Origin of the sequence: Malikia spinosa (genome assembly GCF_002980625.1) — a bacterium.
In the GTDB taxonomy this organism is placed as follows: domain Bacteria; phylum Pseudomonadota; class Gammaproteobacteria; order Burkholderiales; family Burkholderiaceae_C; genus Malikia; species Malikia spinosa.
On sequence record NZ_PVLR01000005.1, the window covers coordinates 92,647 to 108,280 of the forward strand.

Consider the following 15,634-nt stretch of genomic DNA (forward strand, 5'->3'; position numbering starts at 1 on the left):
TCATGCTGCACGCTTCCAGACGCATCCCCCAGGGCGCTGGCCTGGCACCCGTATTGCTCAAGCGCGCGCCCACGCTGACGCTGGACTGGGACCTGCGCCAGAAAAGCCGCTTCGACTGCGAGGACAGCGAAGGCCGGCGCATCGGCGTCTTCCTGCCGCGCGGCACGCTGCTGCGCGGCGACGACATGCTGGTCACGCTCGACGGCAGCTTGCTGCGCGTGGTCGCCGCGCCGCAGCCGCTGCTGCGCATCACGCATTGCCCCGCGCACGGCAGCCCGTTCGACCTGCTGCGCGCGGCCTACCATCTGGGCAACCGCCATGTGCCGATCGAGCTCAAGCCCGACCACCTGAAGATCGAACCCGACCATGTGCTGGCCGACATGCTGCGCCAGATGCACCTGATCGTGGCCGAGGCCTGCGAGGCCTTCGAGCCTGAAGCCGGTGCCTACGGCGAGCATGCCACCATGGGGCATTCGCACGGCCACGAGCCTCACGGGGCGCATGACCATTCCCATGACAGCCATGGGCACTGAAATGAAACCACCGCTGGACAGACCCGCAGCGCCCCTGGCCGGTGAGGTTGCCGCTCCCGTCCTGGCCGATGCCCTGCTGCCGCTGATGTGGCTGGCCTCGCCAGCGCTGCCGGTCGGTGGCTTCTCCTATTCCGAAGGGCTGGAGCCCGCGGTCGAGGCGGGACGGGTGCGCGACGAGGCCAGCGCCGCCGACTGGCTGGCCGACCAGCTCCAGCTCGGCCCGGCGCGCGCCGAACTCGGCCTGATCGCGCAGGCGGTCGAGGCCTGGCGCCAGCAGGACTGGCCGACGCTGCTGCGCCTCGACCAGTGGGTGCGCAGCACGCGCGAGACCGCCGAGCTGCGCCTGCAAAGCGAGCAGATGGGCCGCTCGCTGATCGAATGGCTCAAGTCACTGCAGCGGCCCGACTTCTCGCCCCAGCAGCTGCCGCCGGCGCTGCAGGCCCCGACCTATCCGCTGGCCTACGCGCTGGCACTGGCGGTCCAGCTGCCGCCCGGCCAGCCCCCGGCGCACGGCCTCTATGCCTACGCCTTCGGCTGGGCCGAGAACATGGTGCAGGCCGCGATCAAGTCCGTGCCGCTCGGCCAGAGCGCCGGCCAGCGCATCCTGCAGCGGCTCTGCGCCGAAATCCCCGCCGCCATCACCCGCGCGCTGCGCCAGCGCGAGGACGAGCGCCAGGCCTTCAGCCCGATGCTCGCGATCCTGTCGGCGCGCCACGAAACCCAGTATTCCCGTCTGTTCCGCTCATGAACGCTCCCTCCCTGCACCAGATCCCCGGCCGCACCAAGATCCTGCCCCCGCTGCGCGTCGGCATCGGCGGCCCGGTCGGCTCCGGCAAGACCACCCTGCTCGAAATGCTTTGCAAGGCGATGCGCGCGCGCTACGACCTGATCGCCATCACCAACGACATCTACACCAAGGAAGACCAGCGCCTGCTCACGCTGAGCGGCGCGCTGCCGGCCGAGCGCATCATGGGCGTCGAGACCGGCGGCTGCCCGCATACCGCGATCCGCGAGGACGCCTCGATCAACCTCGAGGCGATCGACCGCATGCTCGAGCAGTTCCCCGATGCCGACATCGTCTTCATCGAGTCGGGCGGCGACAACCTGGCCGCGACCTTCAGCCCCGAGCTGTCCGACCTGACGATCTACGTGATCGACGTAGCCGCCGGCGAGAAGATCCCGCGCAAGGGCGGCCCCGGCATCACCAAGAGCGACCTGTTCGTGATCAACAAGACCGACCTCGCGCCCCATGTCGGCGCCGACCTCGAGGTCATGCGGCGCGACACCGCGCGCATGCGGCCCGACCACGAGCGCCGGCCCTGGTTCATGACCAACCTCAAGACCCTCGACGGCCTGGCCGACGTGGTCGGCTTCATCGAGCGCCGCGGCCTGCTGAGCCAGTCCTGAAGTTGCCTCCCGCGCGGGTACCGATTCCCGCGCCGCAGCGACGAAAAAAAGCCGCTCCAGGGAGCGGCTTTGCAATTTGCGCCTGACCGGGCGTGCAGCCCGGCAGTCAATCAGATGTAGAACAGGTGGCTGTCGAGCGCTTGGCTGGCCTTGGCCAGGCGCTGAGCGGCCGACGACGCCTTGGCCGCGCTCTGCACGGCGCGCTTTTCGATCGCCAGCAGGCGGGCGGCGGCGCGGGCCTGGGCGCGGCGGGCGGCCCACTGGTCCAGGCGGGCGACAGCGCGTGCGCTCATGCGGCGCACGGTGCCGGTCAGCAACAGGCTGCCGGCGAAGACCACGGCCCACAGGGCAACCCAGGCCAGGAACAGGTGGTCGTCGAGCCAGGTCTCGATCAGCTGGTCAGCCACCACGGCCAGGGCGGCGACGGAGGCGGCCAGCAGCAGGGCGGCCAGGCCGCGTGCATTCTCGGGCTTGGTCGACGGGCTGTAGCTGCGGGGGAACAGGGTGGCGGCGATATTCATGATTTTCTTTCCTCTCGGCGGTGGCTGTTGCGCTGCAACAATCAATGGTGCGATCTTAGGGTAAACCCGCATTGCATGCCAATTTATTTTTGTAATGCAATATATTCACATCGCATATGAATGAACTCAACTTCCGCACGCTGGACCTCAACCTGCTGCGCGTCTTCGACGAGGTGATGTCGGAGCGCAACCTGACCCGCGCTGCGCACAATCTCGCGACCACCCAGCCCGCCGTCAGCAATGCGCTGCGCCGCCTGCGCGAGCTGCTCGGCGACGACCTGGTGCGACGTTCAGGCTATGGCGTCGAGCCCACGCCGCTGGCGCTCACGCTCTGGCCCACGGTGCGCGACGCGTTGCGCCAGTTGCGCGACTCGCTCGCGCCGGGCGTGTTCGACCCGGCGCAGGCGCAGAACCATTTCGTGCTCGCGATGGCCGACTCGACCGCGACCAAGCTCGCGCCCGGCCTGGTCGAGACCCTGGCGCAGGAAGCGCCCGGGGTCACGCTGCGGCTGCTGCCGCTGACCACGCGCGACCCGCGTCCGCTGCTCGAGCAGGGCGAGGTCGACCTCGCGGTCGGCTATTTCCCCGGCGTGCTGACCGAACTGACCGCCAGCCATTTGCAGGAGAGCGCACCGCGCTTTCTGCACCAGCGCCTGTACGAGGGCCGCTATGTGGTCGTGATGCGGCGCGGTCACCCGCTGGCAGGCCGTCCCATCACGCTGGCTGATTTCTGTGCCGCGCGCCACCTGCTGGTGAGCTTTTCCGGCCGGCCGTTCGGCTTCGTCGACGAGGCGCTGGCGGCCCAGGGCCTGGCTCGGCGCGTCGTGCTGACGGTCAACCAGTTCTTCACTGCCGGCCGCGTGGTCTCGACCTCCGACCTGCTGACGGTGCTGCCGCTGCATTTCATCGGTGCCACCGGCATGGAAGCCGAGCTGACCCACTGCGAGCTGCCGCTCGATCTGCCGCATGTCCATGTCGACGCGCTGTGGCGGCGCCAGCAGCATGGCCAGAGCTCGCACCGCTGGCTGCGCGAGGCGGTGTTCCGCGCCGTCGGCAAGGGAGTGCCCGCGTGAGGCTGCAACTGCTCAGCGACCTCCATCTTGAGGCCAATCCCCACTGCGTGATCGAGCCAGCCCCAGGCGCCGACCTGCTGGTGCTCGCCGGCGACATCGGCTCCTACCAGGCCCGCCAGGCCGGTGTCATGACCGAGCCCGACTGGGGCCTGCAGCGTTTCTCGCCGCTGCCCCAGTACGCGGGCTGGCCGGTGCCGGTGCTGTTCGTGCCGGGCAATCACGAGTACGACGCGCTCGACTTCGACTGGGCCCATGCCGAACTGCGCGCCACCTGCGACCGGCTCGGTATCCGCTGGCTCGAACGCGAGCAGTGGTTGCACCAGGGCGTGCGCTTCGTCGGCACCACGCTCTGGTCCGACTACGATGCGCTCGCGCTGCGGGCCGAGCCGATGCGCGCGCTGCAGCAGCGCGGCAAGGCGTTCCGGGCCGCCAATTTCTACCTCGAGAAGATGGCCACCCAGCGCGCTGGCGCACTGTTCGATGCCGCCGCCATGCGCGAGCAGGCGCTGCTGTGCCAGCACTGGCTCGACCAGGCCCTGGCCCAGCCGCATGACGGGCCGACCGTGGTGATCACGCATTTCGCCCCCAGCCTGCGCAGCGCCGACCCGCGCTACGGCCTGACCCCGGGTACCGCGGGCTTCTGCAACGCGCTCGACGGCTGGCTCGAACGGGCCGATCTCTGGCTGCACGGCCATCTGCACTGCGCGCACGACTACCGCGTCGGTCGCTGCCGCGTGGTCGCCAATCCGCTGGGCTACGCCGGCAAGCAGGAGCAGGAGGGCTTCTTGCCCGGGCTGTGTCTTGAGCTGGCGCAGCGCGGCGCAGCCGGGCAATAAAAAAGCCGGTGCATGAGTCATGCACCGGCCTAAGCAATCGCATCTCTTTGGACGCTGGATCTGATGTTGTTGGACTTGTATTGTCTCCTCGGTCCTCTCGCTGTGCGACCGGCAGTTGAACTGTCCAGGTCGGCGAGTGGACTCATTGTAGGGAAACGTACCGGTTCCGGGCATAGGGACTTACCCGAACAGGGCTGACCCTGTGCCCAGCCTCAGTCCGCCGTCTGGTGGAGCTCAGGCCGCTGCTGCCACGGTCGCCGGCTCGGACTCATCGAGCGCGAACGGCACCCGGGCCGCCACCGCGCACAGCAGCTCGTACGCAATCGTCCCGGCCGCCTGCGCCACCTCGTCCACCGGCAGCAGCGCGCCATGCCGACTGCGGCCCCACAGCACCACCTCGTCGCCGATCTGGCAGGGCGGGGCGTCGGCTTCGGCCGGCCCGAGGTCCACGGCCAGCATGTCCATGCTGATGCGCCCGACCAGTTGGCTGCGCACCCCCCTGACCAGCACCGGCGTGCCGCTGCCCGCGTGGCGCGGATAGCCGTCGGCATAGCCGCAAGCCACGATGCCGATGCGCATCGTCGCTGGCGCGATGAAGGTCGAGCCATAGCCGACCGATTCGCCGGCCTCGACCTGCTGCACCGCGATCAGCCGGCTCGCCAGCGTCATGGCCGGCTGCAGCTGCCAGTCGGCGCTGCGGTGCTCGGGGTGATCCGGGGCACTGCCGTAGAGCGCGATGCCGCCGCGCACCCAGTCGGCCGACAGGGCGCCCGAGCCCAGCTCGCGCGCGGCGTGGCGCAGCGTGGCGGCGCTGTTGCACAGGCTGCGTTCGCCCGGCAGGTCGCTCGTGGCGGCCGCGAAGGCCTCAAGCTGGTGCGCGATGCCATCGGTACCAAAGCGTGCGCTGTCGGCATCGCTGAAATGCGTCACCAGCGAGATCTCGTCAACCTGGGGCAGGGCGTTGAGCCGGGCCCAGGCCGAGCGCAAGGCCGCCGGCCTGAAGCCGAGCCGGTTCATGCCCGAATTCATCTTGAGGAACACCCGGTGCGGCTGGTGCGTCTTGTGCGCCGCCAGCCAGTCGATCTGCTCCTCGCAGTGCACCACATGCCAGAGGTTCAGGCGCGAGCAGAGCTCGAGATCGCGCGCCTCGAAACAGCCCTCGAGCAGCAGGATCGGGCCGCGCCAGTCCAGCGCGCGCAGCCGCTCGGCCTCGGCCAGGTCGAGCAGCGCAAAGCCGTCGGCGGCGCGCAGCGCGGGAAAGACCCGTTCCAGGCCATGGCCATAGGCGTTGGCCTTGACCACGGCCCAGAGGCGCGAGTCGGGGGCGGCGCGCTGCAGGCGCTCGAGGTTGTGGCGCAGGGCGCAAAGGTGTACGGTGGCAAGTATCGGACGCGGCATGGGCGTGATGTTAGCAATGAAGCCGGGGCGCCGGGCCGGTCGACGCTTGAGCTCGACATGCTATAAACCCGCCACCCGTGGAGTGAATCCCCGGCCAGCCCTTGATCCGCCTCGACAAGACTCTGTGAACCGTACCCCCAGCCCCCAGAACAGACACCCATGAAGCGCGGCTTCTACACCATCATGACGGCGCAGTTCTTCAGCTCGCTGGCCGACAATGCCCTGTTCGTCGTCGCCGTCGAGCTGCTGCGCAGCAGCCATGCCCCTGAATGGCAGCGCACGGCCTTGGTGCCGATGTTCGCGCTGTTCTATGTCGTGCTGGCGCCCTTCGTCGGCGCCTTTGCCGACGCCAAGCCCAAGGGTTGGGTCATGTTCATGAGCAACGCGATCAAGGTGCTGGGCTGCCTGCTGATGCTCACGCCGATGCACCCCCTGCTGGCGTTCTCCATCGTCGGCCTGGGCGCGGCGGCTTATTCGCCGGCCAAGTACGGCATCCTGACCGAGCTGCTGCCGCCCTCGCAGCTGGTCAAGGCCAATGGCTGGATCGAGGGGCTGACGATCGCGTCGATCATCCTCGGCGTCGTGCTCGGCGGCCAGATGGTCGGCCCCGCCCTCTCGGGCTGGCTGCTGGCATTCGATCTGCCGCTGCTCGACACCGGTCTTGACACACCGGCCGAGGCCGCGATTGCCTGCCTGGTGCTGGTCTACGCGCTGGCGGCCTGGTTCAACACCCGGATTCCGCTGACCGGCGTGGCGCCGCGCCATATGCCGAGCAACCCGCTCGCGCTGCTGCCCGATTTCTGGACCTGCAACAGCCGGCTCTGGCGCGACCGCCTGGGCCAGATCTCGCTCGCGACCACCACCCTGTTCTGGGGCGTCAGCGGCAACCTGCGCTACATCGTGCTGGCCTGGGCGGCTGCGGCGCTCGGCTACGGCACCACCCAGGCCTCCAGCCTGGTCGGCGTGGTCGCGATCGGCACCGCCATCGGTGCGGTGGCGGCCTCGATGCGCATGCGGCTGGACCAGGCCACGCGCGTGATGCCGCTGGGCATCGCGATGGGCCTGCTGGTGGTGCTGATGAACGTGATCGACAACGTCTGGGCGGCGGCACCGTTCCTGATCCTGCTCGGCGCGCTGGGCGGCTTCCTGGTGGTGCCGATGAACGCGCTGCTGCAGCACCGCGGCCACAACCTGATGGGCGCCGGACGCTCGATCGCGGTGCAGAACTTCAACGAGCAGGCCTGCATCCTGTTCCTGGGCGGGCTCTACAGCTATTCGACCAGCGTCGGCCTGTCGGCCTTCGGCGCCATCACCGCCTTCGGCCTGGTGGTCGCGGCCGCGATGTGGCTGATCCAGCGCTGGCATGCGAAGAACCAGCGCCAGCATCCGCACGAACTGCAGCGCCTGCTCGAGATCGCGCGCCGCGACGACCTGCACGGCTGAGCCTTCAGTCCTCGTAGCGGTTGACCGGCAGGCCCGGTACCTCGACCCGCAAGGCAAACACCGCGCCGCTGTCCGGATCGCGCTTCAGCGCGTCCGGCCCGAGTCCGCTGCGCGCCGTGGTCAGGAACAGGGTGCGCAGGTCCGGCCCGCCAAAGCACAGTCCGGTCGGGCGCTGCGCCGGGGTCGGGATGCGGGCCAGCAGCTGCCCCTTCGGGTCCAGGCACAGCATGCAGCCGCCGTCGAGCAGCGCGACCCAGTAGCGGCCCAGCCGGTCCACCGCCGCCCCTTGCGGTCTTGCCGGCATTTCATCGGCCGGGCCGGGTGGCCGGCGCCAGAACGGTTGCGGATCTCCCAGCAGGGGCGGGTATTGGCCGGCGCTCGGCAGCGCATGGGTCTCGATCCAGCCGCGCTGGCCGTCGCCCCAGTAGAGCGTGCGGCCGTCGGGCGACCAGGTCAGGCCGCCGGACTCGATGACTCCGCTCGCGACCTGCCGCAGCTCGGGGTGGGGGCGCTCGCGCCGGCGCAGGCAGTACAGCCCGGCGACCGCCTGAGTCCCGGTCTCGACGCGGGTGCCGACCCAGAACCGGCCCCAGGGATCGCATTGACCGTCGTGGAAGCGCTGATGCGCCGGATCGTAGGGCGCCACCGCGATCTGCTGCGGTACATCCTGCCAGCTGGCCGACAGCAGGATGCCGTTGCGCATCGCCATCAGCAAGGCGCCGCTGCGGCAGGGCACGATGCTGCCGGGGGCCTGTGTCAGCTGCCAGAGCTCGACGCGCCCGCTGGGCAGGTGCAGGCGCCAGATCCGTTCCAGGATGCTGTCGACCCAGTACAGGCGTTCCTGCTGCGGATGCCAGAAGGGCGAGGCACCCCAGGCACAGCTAGGCGCGGTCAGGCATTCCCAAGCCTGGCCGGCATGCAAGCTGACAGGCGTTGTGCTGTCCATGGACTGCCCCCCTTGCGGCGATGATAGGCCGCATTCGCTACACTGACAAACATGCTCTGGATCAAGTCTTTACACATCGTTTTCGTGGCCAGCTGGTTTGCCGGCCTGTTCTACCTGCCGCGCATCTTCGTCAACCTCGCACAGGTCGAGCCCGCCAGCCAGGCCGAGCGCGATCGCCTGCTGCTGATGGCGCGCAAGCTGGCCCGCTTCATGACCATCCTGGCCGTGCCGGCGCTCGGGCTGGGGCTCTGGCTCTGGCTGTATTACGGCATCGGCAAGGGGCCGGGCAATGGCTGGATGCATGCCAAGCTGCTGCTGGTCCTGTTGCTGCTGGGCTACCACCATGCCTGTCAGCGCCTCCTCAAGGGCTTCGAGCGCGGCCAGAACCGCCGCAGCCATGTCTGGTTCCGCTGGTTCAACGAAGTGCCGGTGCTCATGATGCTGGTGATCGTGGTCCTGGTGGTCCTCAAGCCGTTCTGAGGCCGCCGCCCTGGGCCAGCCCATGCCGGCTTCCCGCCGCACCATCGCCGCGCCGCTGGCCCTGTGCTGGGTGGTCCTGGTCGTTCACGCCAGCCTCTATCCCTTCAGCGGCTGGCGTTCGCAGGACATGCCGCCCTGGTCCTACCTCGAGGCACCCTGGTCGCCCTACTGGACCGGCTTCGACGTCTGGCTCAACCTGCTCGGCTACCTGCCGCTGGGCTTCCTGTTCGCACTCGCGCTGGCGCGTAGCGGTTGCATCCGCTGGGCCTGGGTGCTCGGATTGCTCGGGCCGGCGCTGCTGTCGCTGCTGCTTGAGGGGCTGCAAAGCTATCTGCCGCAGCGTGTGCCCTCGCGTCTCGACCTGCTGCTCAACGCGGCCGGTGGCGCCATCGGCGCGCTACTGGCCTTGCTGTTCACGCGCTGGCGCTTGATCACGCCCTGGAACCGTTTTCGCGAGGACTGGCTGAGCCACGAGCCGCCCGTCGGCTATGTCGTGCTGCTGCTGTGGCCGCTGGCGCTGCTCTACCCGACGCCCGTGCCCTACGGTCTGGGCCAGGTCTGGGCCCGTGCCCTGTCCGCACTCGGGGCCTGGCTGCAGGACACGCCGTTTTCGCAATGGCTGCCGGCCCAGGTCGAGGCGCCGGCCCTGAGCCCCCTGGTGCAGGCGCTGGCGGTCGCGCTGAGCCTGTGGACGCCCTTGCTGCTGGGCTTCGCGCAGCTGCCCCGGTTGCGCCAGCGCCTGTGGCTGGTCCTGGCCTGGGGCCTGGTTGCGCCCGCCTCCGGTGCGCTGTCGGCTGCGCTGACCTACGGCCCGTCGCGCGCCTGGGACGGTTTCACGCCGCCGATCTGCCTCGGGCTCGGCCTGGCTGCCTCGCTCGGCCTGGCGGGCCTGTGGCTGTCGCGCCGCGCCAGCGCGGTGCTGCTGCTGCTGGCGCTGGGCCTGGCACTGGGCCTGCTCAACGGCGCGCCCGAGAGTCCCTACTTCGCGGTCTCGCTCGGCGCCTGGTCGGGCGGGCCCTTCATGCGCATCCACGGCCTGTCCCAGTGGCTGGGCTGGCTCTGGCCCTACGCCGCACTCGGGGTTGGCCTGCGCCTGGCCCTGCGCATGCCGTCCCCCCACTACAATGCCCAGGCATGAGCGAACCGAACCGGAACCCCGACTCCTATTACGAGCGGCACATCTTCTTCTGCCTCAACCAGCGCGACAACGGCCAGGACTGCTGCGCGGCGCACGGCGCCCAGCAGGCCTTTGACCACTGCAAGGCCAGGGTCAAGCAACTCGGGCTGGCCGGGCCGGGCCAGGTCCGCGTCAACAAGGCCGGTTGCCTGGACCGCTGTGCCGGTGGCCCGATCGCCGTGGTCTATCCGGAAGCGGTCTGGTACAGCTTCTTCGACCAGGCCGACATCGACGAGATCGTCGAATCGCACCTGCGCGACGGCCAGGTGGTCGAGCGTCTGTTGACGCCGCCTACGGTCGGCCGTTGAAGGGACTCGCATGAACTCCCGCACCGAATACCTGCTGCAGGCCGGTCCGGCCGGCCTGCTTGAAGTTGCGATCGATCGCCCGCCAGTCGATGCGGTCCAGCGCGGCACCGCCGTGATCGCACATCCGCATCCGCTGTTCGGTGGCACGATGCAGAACAAGGTGGTCGGCACGCTGGCGCGCGCCTTCGTCCAGACTGGCTGGACTGCCGTGCGCTTCAACTTCCGCGGCATCGGCCAGAGCGAAGGCAGCTACGACAACGGCATCGGCGAGGTGCAGGACCTGCTGGCCGTGATCGAGGCCCAGGCCCCGACCGGCCCGCTGGCGCTGGCCGGCTTCTCCTTCGGCGGTTTCGTGACCGCCAGCGCCGTGGCCCAGCTGCACGGCCGGCGCGAACCCGAGAAGCTGATCCTGGTCGGCACCGCGGCCAGCCGCTTCCAGGTGCCGCCGGTGCCGGTCGAGCTGCATCCGCGCACCCTGGTGCTGCACGGCGAGCAGGACGACACCGTGCCGCTGCAGGCGGCGCTGGACTGGGCCCGGCCGCAATTCCTGCCCGTGACCGTGATCCCGGGCGTCGAGCATTTCTTCCACGGCCAGCTGACCCTGCTCAAGGGTCTGGCCGTGCGTCACCTGTCGCAGGCCTGATGGCCTGCTCTGCCGGGGCCGCTTGCGGCGCCGGCGTCCACCGAGAGTTTCCGATGTCTCCCAATTCCTCTGTCCTGCGCCGCTGGTCGGCCGCCGGCCTGCTGGCCGCTTCCTTGCTCTGCGCGCCCGGCGCGCAGGCGCAAGCTCCGGCAGCGCCTGAAATCGCCGCGCGCGCCTACCTGCTGCTCGACGTCACCTCGAACCAGATCCTGGCGGCCAAGGATGCCGACATGCCGGTCGAGCCGGCCTCGCTGACCAAGCTCATGACCGCCTATGTGGTGTTCGATGCGCTGCGGGCCAAGAAGATCACGCTCGACCAGACCTTCGGTGTCAGCGAGCGTGCCTGGAAGATGCCGGGCTCGCGCATGTTCATCGACCCCAAGATGCAGGTCCGGGTCGAGGACCTGCTCAAGGGCATGATCGTCCAGTCCGGCAACGACGCCACCGTCGCGCTGGCCGAGGGCGTCGGCGGCAGCGTCGAGCGCTTCGTCGAACTGATGAACCAGCAGGCCAAGGTGCTGGGCATGAAGAGCACCGGCTACCGCAACCCCGAAGGCCTGACCGCGCCCGGCCACACCACGACCGCGCGCGATCTCAGCGTGCTCGCGACCCGCCTGATGCGCGACTTCCCCGAGTATGTCGGCTACTACGCGATCAAGCATTACCGCTACCCCGGCACGCCAGCGGCCAACGACAGCAACCGCAACCTGCTGCTGTTCCGTGACCCCTCGGTGGACGGACTCAAGACCGGCCACACCGATGCCGCCGGCTACTGCCTGGTCGCCACGGCCAAGCGCGATGTGCCGGCGCTGGGCAGTGGTGTCGCCGGCCAGCGCCGCCTGCTCAGCGTGATGCTGGGCACCTCGAGCGAGAACGCACGCGCCACCGAGAGCCAGAAGCTGCTCAACTGGGGCTATACCGCCTTTGATACCGTGCGCCTGTTCCCGGCCGGCCAGCCGGTCGCCACGCCTGCGGTCTGGAAGGGCCAGGCCGCCGTCGTCAAGCTCGGCCGTCCGGAGGGCGTGGTCGTGACCGTGCCGGCCGGCGAGGGCGCCAAGCTCAAGACCCAGATCCTGCGCCCCGACCCGCTGGTCGCGCCGCTGCAGAAGGGCCAGAGCCTGGGCACGTTGCGCGTGACCAACGCCGCTGGGGCGGTGGTGGTCGACAAGCCGCTGCTGGTGCTCGAGACGGTCGAGGAATCGGGCCTGGTCGGCCGGGCCTGGGACTCGCTGCGGCTCTGGATCAAGTGAGGCCAGGGCGGGGCGTTTGCATTTTCTGGCGCCGCGTACTACAATCATGAGCTTTTCGGAATATTCCGAAGGGGATCCTGTTTTCGGGATTAGTTCAATTTCAAACGTTTAGGGACGTTTCAATGCCAACCATTAACCAACTCATCCGTCACGGGCGGGAGGTCGAAAAGACCAAATCCAAGTCGCCCGCGATGGAAAACTGCCCCCAGCGTCGCGGTGTCTGCACCCGTGTGTACACCACGACCCCGAAGAAGCCGAACTCCGCTCTGCGTAAGGTCGCCAAGGTTCGCCTGACCAACGGCTTCGAGGTCATTTCCTACATCGGCGGCGAAGGCCACAACCTGCAGGAACACAGCGTCGTGCTGGTTCGCGGCGGTCGTGTCAAGGACTTGCCGGGTGTGCGTTACCACATCGTTCGCGGCTCCCTCGACCTGCAAGGCGTCAAGGACCGTAAGCAGTCGCGCTCCAAGTACGGCGCGAAGAAGCCCAAGGCCAAATAAGCCAACGGCTCTGCTGAAAGCAAACAAGGTGCTGTTTCCCGCGTGGCGCGGCGAATCAGCGAAGTGACCCCAAGCGCATTTCCTGCGTGGGTCGAGTAAGTGGGAGTCCTGAATGGCTCTCGCGGTGTTTGAAAAGACGCCAACTGAAGCAACAGAGGTAAAAAATGCCACGTCGTCGCGAAGTCCCTAAACGTGAAATTCTGCCGGATCCCAAGTTCGGCAATGTCGAGCTGTCCAAGTTCATGAACGTGATCATGGAAGGCGGCAAGAAGGCGGTTGCCGAGCGCATCATTTACGGTGCACTCGAGCAGATGGAAAAGAAGACCGGCAAGGATCCGCTGGAACTCTTCACCACCGCCATCAACAACGTCAAGCCGATGGTGGAAGTCAAGTCCCGCCGCGTCGGTGGTGCCAACTACCAGGTGCCCGTTGAAGTGCGTCCGGTCCGTCGCCTGGCTCTGTCCATGCGCTGGCTGAAGGAAGCTGCCCGTAAGCGCAGCGAGAAATCCATGGCCCTGCGCCTGGCCAACGAACTGCTGGAAGCCAATGAAGGCCGTGGCGGCGCGATGAAGCGCCGTGACGAAGTTCACCGTATGGCCGAAGCCAACAAGGCCTTCAGCCACTTCCGCTTCTAAGCCGGGGCTGGTCTCAGCATAGGCAAACAGGCCCGCGCATCCCCCAAAAGGGGTGGCGGGCTTATCCACATCAACGGAGTAATCTCATGGCACGTTCCACGCCCCTCGCGCGTTACCGCAACATCGGTATCTCGGCCCACATCGACGCCGGCAAGACCACCACCACCGAACGCATCCTGTTCTACACCGGCGTGAGCCACAAGATCGGTGAAGTGCACGACGGCGCTGCCACCATGGACTGGATGGAGCAGGAACAGGAGCGCGGCATCACGATCACGTCCGCTGCCACCACCTGCTTCTGGAAGGGCATGGACGGCTCCTACCCCGAGCACCGCTTCAACATCATCGACACCCCCGGCCACGTGGACTTCACCATCGAGGTGGAGCGTTCCATGCGCGTGCTGGACGGTGCCTGCATGGTCTACTGCGCCGTGGGCGGCGTGCAGCCGCAGTCGGAAACCGTGTGGCGTCAGGCCAACAAGTACAAGGTGCCGCGTCTGGCCTTCGTGAACAAGATGGACCGTACCGGTGCCAACTTCTTCAAGGTCTATGACCAGATGCGTCTGCGTCTGAAGGCCAACCCGGTCGCGATCGTGATCCCGATCGGTGCCGAAGAGAACTTCCAGGGCGTGGTCGACCTCATCAAGATGAAGGCGATCTACTGGGACGAAGCTTCCCAGGGCATGAAGTTCGACTACCGCGACATCCCGGCCGAGCTGCAAGCTCAAGCCCAGGAATGGCGCGAGAAGATGGTCGAGTCGGCTGCCGAAGCCAACGAAGAGCTGATGAACAAGTACCTCGAAGAAGGTGACCTGTCCGAAGCCGAGATCATGGCTGGCCTGCGTGCCCGTACCCTGGCGACCGAAATCCAGCCGATGCTGTGCGGTACCGCCTTCAAGAACAAGGGTGTCCAGCGCATGCTCGACGCCGTGATCGACTTCCTGCCCTCGCCGGTCGAAATCCCGCCGGTTGCCGGCATCGACGAAGACGAACAGCCGATCAACCGCAAGGCCGACGACGAAGAGAAGCTGTCGGCACTGGCGTTCAAGCTGATGACCGACCCCTTCGTCGGCCAGCTGACCTTCGTGCGCGTGTACTCCGGCGTCCTCAAGAAGGGCGACTCGGTCTACAACCCGATCAAGGGCAAGAAAGAGCGTATCGGCCGTATCGTCCAGATGCACGCCAACAACCGCCAGGAAGTCGAAGAAATTCGCGCCGGCGACATCGCTGCCTGCGTCGGCCTGAAGGAAGTCACCACCGGTGAAACCCTGTGCGACCCGACCGCCATCATCACCCTCGAAAAGATGGTGTTCCCGGAGCCGGTGATTGCCCAGGCCGTCGAGCCGAAGACCAAGTCCGACCAGGAAAAGATGGGCATCGCCTTGAGCCGCCTGGCTGCAGAAGATCCGTCCTTCCGCGTCCGCACCGACGAGGAATCGGGCCAGACCATCATCGCCGGCATGGGCGAGCTGCACCTGGAAATCATCGTCGACCGCATGAAGCGCGAATTCGGCGTCGAAGCCAACGTCGGCAAGCCGCAAGTGGCTTACCGCGAAACCATCCGCACCAAGGTCACCGACGTCGACGGCAAGTTCGTCCGTCAGTCCGGCGGTAAGGGCCAGTACGGTCACGTCGTGCTCACCATCGAGCCGCAGGAACCGGGCAAGGGCTTCGAGTTCGTCGACCAGATCAAGGGTGGCGTGGTGCCGCGCGAGTTCATCCCGGCAGTGGAAAAGGGCCTGATCGACACGCTGCCGAACGGCGTGCTGGCTGGCTTCCCGGTGGTCGACGTCAAGGTCACGCTGACCTTCGGCTCCTACCACGACGTGGACTCGAACGAAAACGCCTTCAAGATGGCCGCTTCGATGGGCTTCAAGGACGGTTGCCGCAAGGCCAACCCGGTCATCCTCGAGCCGATGATGGCCGTGGAAGTCGAGACCCCGGAAGACTACGCCGGCAACGTGATGGGCGACCTGTCCAGCCGTCGCGGCATGGTCCAGGGCATGGACGACATGGTCGGTGGCGGCAAGGCCATCAAGGCCGAAGTCCCGCTGTCGGAAATGTTCGGCTACTCGACCACCCTGCGTTCCGCTACCCAAGGTCGCGCTACCTACACGATGGAGTTCAAGCACTACGCTGAAGCTCCGCGCAACGTGCAGGAAGCCATCATCGCGGCACGGGCTAAGTAAGTTATTTTGGGGCAGACCACGGCGCGCAGCGACGTGCTCCGTACCCAACTGACTAAAAGGCCCCCCAGCCCACCCAGAGACACCGCAGAACCGGCTTTGCCGGGCTGCTGGTGTCGCCCCCTTGAGGGGGAAGCGGCGCAAGCCGCATCGGGGGTGGGCCAAGTTTTCCCGGTCTGCGACCCCACGCCGCCCTGTTCCCGTGCGGGGCGAACCAGCAGTGAAGTGCAGACCTTAAACCCCACACGGGCATTGTTCTTTTTAAAGGATTTGCATCATGGCAAAAGAGAAATTCGAA

General features: G+C 67.5%; 16 protein-coding genes and 1 pseudogene. 14 read left to right on the forward strand and 3 right to left on the reverse strand.

Annotated elements, in window-relative coordinates:
- Positions 1-2: 2 nt before the first annotated feature.
- The 3 genes and pseudogenes from ureE to ureG all read left to right on the forward strand — a co-directional run.
- Positions 3-530, forward strand: a pseudogene (gene ureE / locus C6P61_RS01485) (urease accessory protein UreE); the annotation flags it as partial.
- Between the two features lie 4 nt (positions 531-534).
- On the forward strand, positions 535-1,281 hold the full coding sequence (locus tag C6P61_RS01490) for an urease accessory protein UreF (protein ID WP_237491401.1): 747 nt from the start codon (positions 535-537) through the stop codon (positions 1,279-1,281).
- Positions 1,278-1,940, forward strand: coding sequence for an urease accessory protein UreG (ureG, locus tag C6P61_RS01495; RefSeq protein ID WP_105728148.1), 663 nt, complete (start codon positions 1,278-1,280; stop codon positions 1,938-1,940). The genes C6P61_RS01490 and ureG overlap by 4 nt, the downstream gene beginning before the upstream one ends.
- Before the next feature lie 110 nt (positions 1,941-2,050).
- Here ureG and C6P61_RS01500 read toward each other — a convergent pair whose 3' ends face one another.
- On the reverse strand, positions 2,051-2,461 hold the full coding sequence (locus C6P61_RS01500) for a hypothetical protein (protein WP_105728149.1): 411 nt from the start codon (positions 2,459-2,461) through the stop codon (positions 2,051-2,053).
- Between the two features lie 116 nt (positions 2,462-2,577).
- On the opposite strand from C6P61_RS01500, the gene C6P61_RS01505 reads away from it, so the two are divergent.
- Positions 2,578-3,534, forward strand: a complete 957-nt coding sequence (locus C6P61_RS01505; RefSeq protein ID WP_105728150.1) for a LysR family transcriptional regulator — start codon at positions 2,578-2,580, stop codon at positions 3,532-3,534.
- Complete coding sequence (locus C6P61_RS01510) at positions 3,531-4,370, forward strand: metallophosphoesterase (RefSeq protein WP_105728151.1); 840 nt, start codon at positions 3,531-3,533, stop codon at positions 4,368-4,370. Before C6P61_RS01505 ends, C6P61_RS01510 begins: the two co-directional genes overlap by 4 nt.
- A gap of 234 nt (positions 4,371-4,604) precedes the next feature.
- On the opposite strand, the gene alr is transcribed toward C6P61_RS01510, so the two are convergent.
- Positions 4,605-5,768 (reverse strand): alanine racemase, encoded by a 1,164-nt coding sequence (gene alr / locus C6P61_RS01515; RefSeq protein WP_105728152.1) that lies wholly within the window; start codon positions 5,766-5,768, stop codon positions 4,605-4,607.
- A 159-nt stretch (positions 5,769-5,927) separates the two neighbouring features.
- On the opposite strand from alr, the gene lplT reads away from it, so the two are divergent.
- Complete coding sequence (gene lplT / locus C6P61_RS01520) at positions 5,928-7,211, forward strand: lysophospholipid transporter LplT (protein ID WP_105728153.1); 1,284 nt, start codon at positions 5,928-5,930, stop codon at positions 7,209-7,211.
- 4 nt (positions 7,212-7,215) lie between these two features.
- Here lplT and C6P61_RS01525 read toward each other — a convergent pair whose 3' ends face one another.
- Entirely contained in the window at positions 7,216-8,157 is a 942-nt protein-coding gene (locus C6P61_RS01525; RefSeq protein WP_105728154.1) for an SMP-30/gluconolactonase/LRE family protein, read from the reverse strand.
- A 51-nt stretch (positions 8,158-8,208) separates the two neighbouring features.
- Between C6P61_RS01525 and C6P61_RS01530 the strand changes: the two genes are divergently transcribed.
- The 8 genes from C6P61_RS01530 (at position 8,209) to fusA (ending at position 15,339) form a co-directional block, all read left to right on the forward strand.
- Positions 8,209-8,637: a CopD family protein gene (locus C6P61_RS01530; RefSeq protein ID WP_105728155.1), complete on the forward strand. Its 429-nt coding sequence runs from the start codon at positions 8,209-8,211 to the stop codon at positions 8,635-8,637.
- A 22-nt stretch (positions 8,638-8,659) separates the two neighbouring features.
- Complete coding sequence (locus C6P61_RS01535; protein WP_105728156.1) at positions 8,660-9,775, forward strand: VanZ family protein; 1,116 nt, start codon at positions 8,660-8,662, stop codon at positions 9,773-9,775.
- Positions 9,772-10,122: a (2Fe-2S) ferredoxin domain-containing protein gene (locus C6P61_RS01540; RefSeq protein WP_105728157.1), complete on the forward strand. Its 351-nt coding sequence runs from the start codon at positions 9,772-9,774 to the stop codon at positions 10,120-10,122. Before C6P61_RS01535 ends, C6P61_RS01540 begins: the two co-directional genes overlap by 4 nt.
- A 10-nt stretch (positions 10,123-10,132) precedes the next feature.
- Positions 10,133-10,765, forward strand: a complete 633-nt coding sequence (locus C6P61_RS01545; protein WP_105728158.1) for an alpha/beta hydrolase — start codon at positions 10,133-10,135, stop codon at positions 10,763-10,765.
- A gap of 53 nt (positions 10,766-10,818) precedes the next feature.
- Positions 10,819-12,015, forward strand: a complete 1,197-nt coding sequence (locus C6P61_RS01550; RefSeq protein WP_105728159.1) for a D-alanyl-D-alanine carboxypeptidase family protein — start codon at positions 10,819-10,821, stop codon at positions 12,013-12,015.
- A 122-nt stretch (positions 12,016-12,137) separates the two neighbouring features.
- The gene (gene rpsL / locus C6P61_RS01555; protein WP_105728160.1) at positions 12,138-12,515 is read left to right on the forward strand and encodes a 30S ribosomal protein S12; all 378 of its coding nucleotides are present in this window, start codon (positions 12,138-12,140) and stop codon (positions 12,513-12,515) included.
- 164 nt (positions 12,516-12,679) lie between these two features.
- On the forward strand, positions 12,680-13,150 hold the full coding sequence (gene rpsG, locus C6P61_RS01560; RefSeq protein WP_105728161.1) for a 30S ribosomal protein S7: 471 nt from the start codon (positions 12,680-12,682) through the stop codon (positions 13,148-13,150).
- A gap of 86 nt (positions 13,151-13,236) precedes the next feature.
- Positions 13,237-15,339 (forward strand): elongation factor G, encoded by a 2,103-nt coding sequence (fusA, locus tag C6P61_RS01565; RefSeq protein WP_105728162.1) that lies wholly within the window; start codon positions 13,237-13,239, stop codon positions 15,337-15,339.
- Positions 15,340-15,634 lie beyond the last annotated feature (295 nt).

Bases quoted from the DNA above. Each gene is read 5' to 3' on its own strand.
- C6P61_RS01490 (WP_237491401.1), top strand. From the start codon at position 535: ATGAAACCACCGCTGGACAGACCCGCAGCGCCCCTGGCCGGTGAGGTT.
- ureG (WP_105728148.1), top strand. From the start codon at position 1,278: ATGAACGCTCCCTCCCTGCACCAGATCCCCGGCCGCACCAAGATCCTG.
- C6P61_RS01500 (WP_105728149.1), bottom strand. From the start codon at position 2,461: ATGAATATCGCCGCCACCCTGTTCCCCCGCAGCTACAGCCCGTCGACC.
- C6P61_RS01505 (WP_105728150.1), top strand. From the start codon at position 2,578: ATGAATGAACTCAACTTCCGCACGCTGGACCTCAACCTGCTGCGCGTC.
- alr (WP_105728152.1), bottom strand. From the start codon at position 5,768: ATGCCGCGTCCGATACTTGCCACCGTACACCTTTGCGCCCTGCGCCAC.
- lplT (WP_105728153.1), top strand. From the start codon at position 5,928: ATGAAGCGCGGCTTCTACACCATCATGACGGCGCAGTTCTTCAGCTCG.
- C6P61_RS01525 (WP_105728154.1), bottom strand. From the start codon at position 8,157: ATGGACAGCACAACGCCTGTCAGCTTGCATGCCGGCCAGGCTTGGGAA.
- C6P61_RS01530 (WP_105728155.1), top strand. From the start codon at position 8,209: ATGCTCTGGATCAAGTCTTTACACATCGTTTTCGTGGCCAGCTGGTTT.
- C6P61_RS01535 (WP_105728156.1), top strand. From the start codon at position 8,660: ATGCCGGCTTCCCGCCGCACCATCGCCGCGCCGCTGGCCCTGTGCTGG.
- C6P61_RS01540 (WP_105728157.1), top strand. From the start codon at position 9,772: ATGAGCGAACCGAACCGGAACCCCGACTCCTATTACGAGCGGCACATC.
- C6P61_RS01545 (WP_105728158.1), top strand. From the start codon at position 10,133: ATGAACTCCCGCACCGAATACCTGCTGCAGGCCGGTCCGGCCGGCCTG.
- C6P61_RS01550 (WP_105728159.1), top strand. From the start codon at position 10,819: ATGTCTCCCAATTCCTCTGTCCTGCGCCGCTGGTCGGCCGCCGGCCTG.
- rpsL (WP_105728160.1), top strand. From the start codon at position 12,138: ATGCCAACCATTAACCAACTCATCCGTCACGGGCGGGAGGTCGAAAAG.
- rpsG (WP_105728161.1), top strand. From the start codon at position 12,680: ATGCCACGTCGTCGCGAAGTCCCTAAACGTGAAATTCTGCCGGATCCC.
- fusA (WP_105728162.1), top strand. From the start codon at position 13,237: ATGGCACGTTCCACGCCCCTCGCGCGTTACCGCAACATCGGTATCTCG.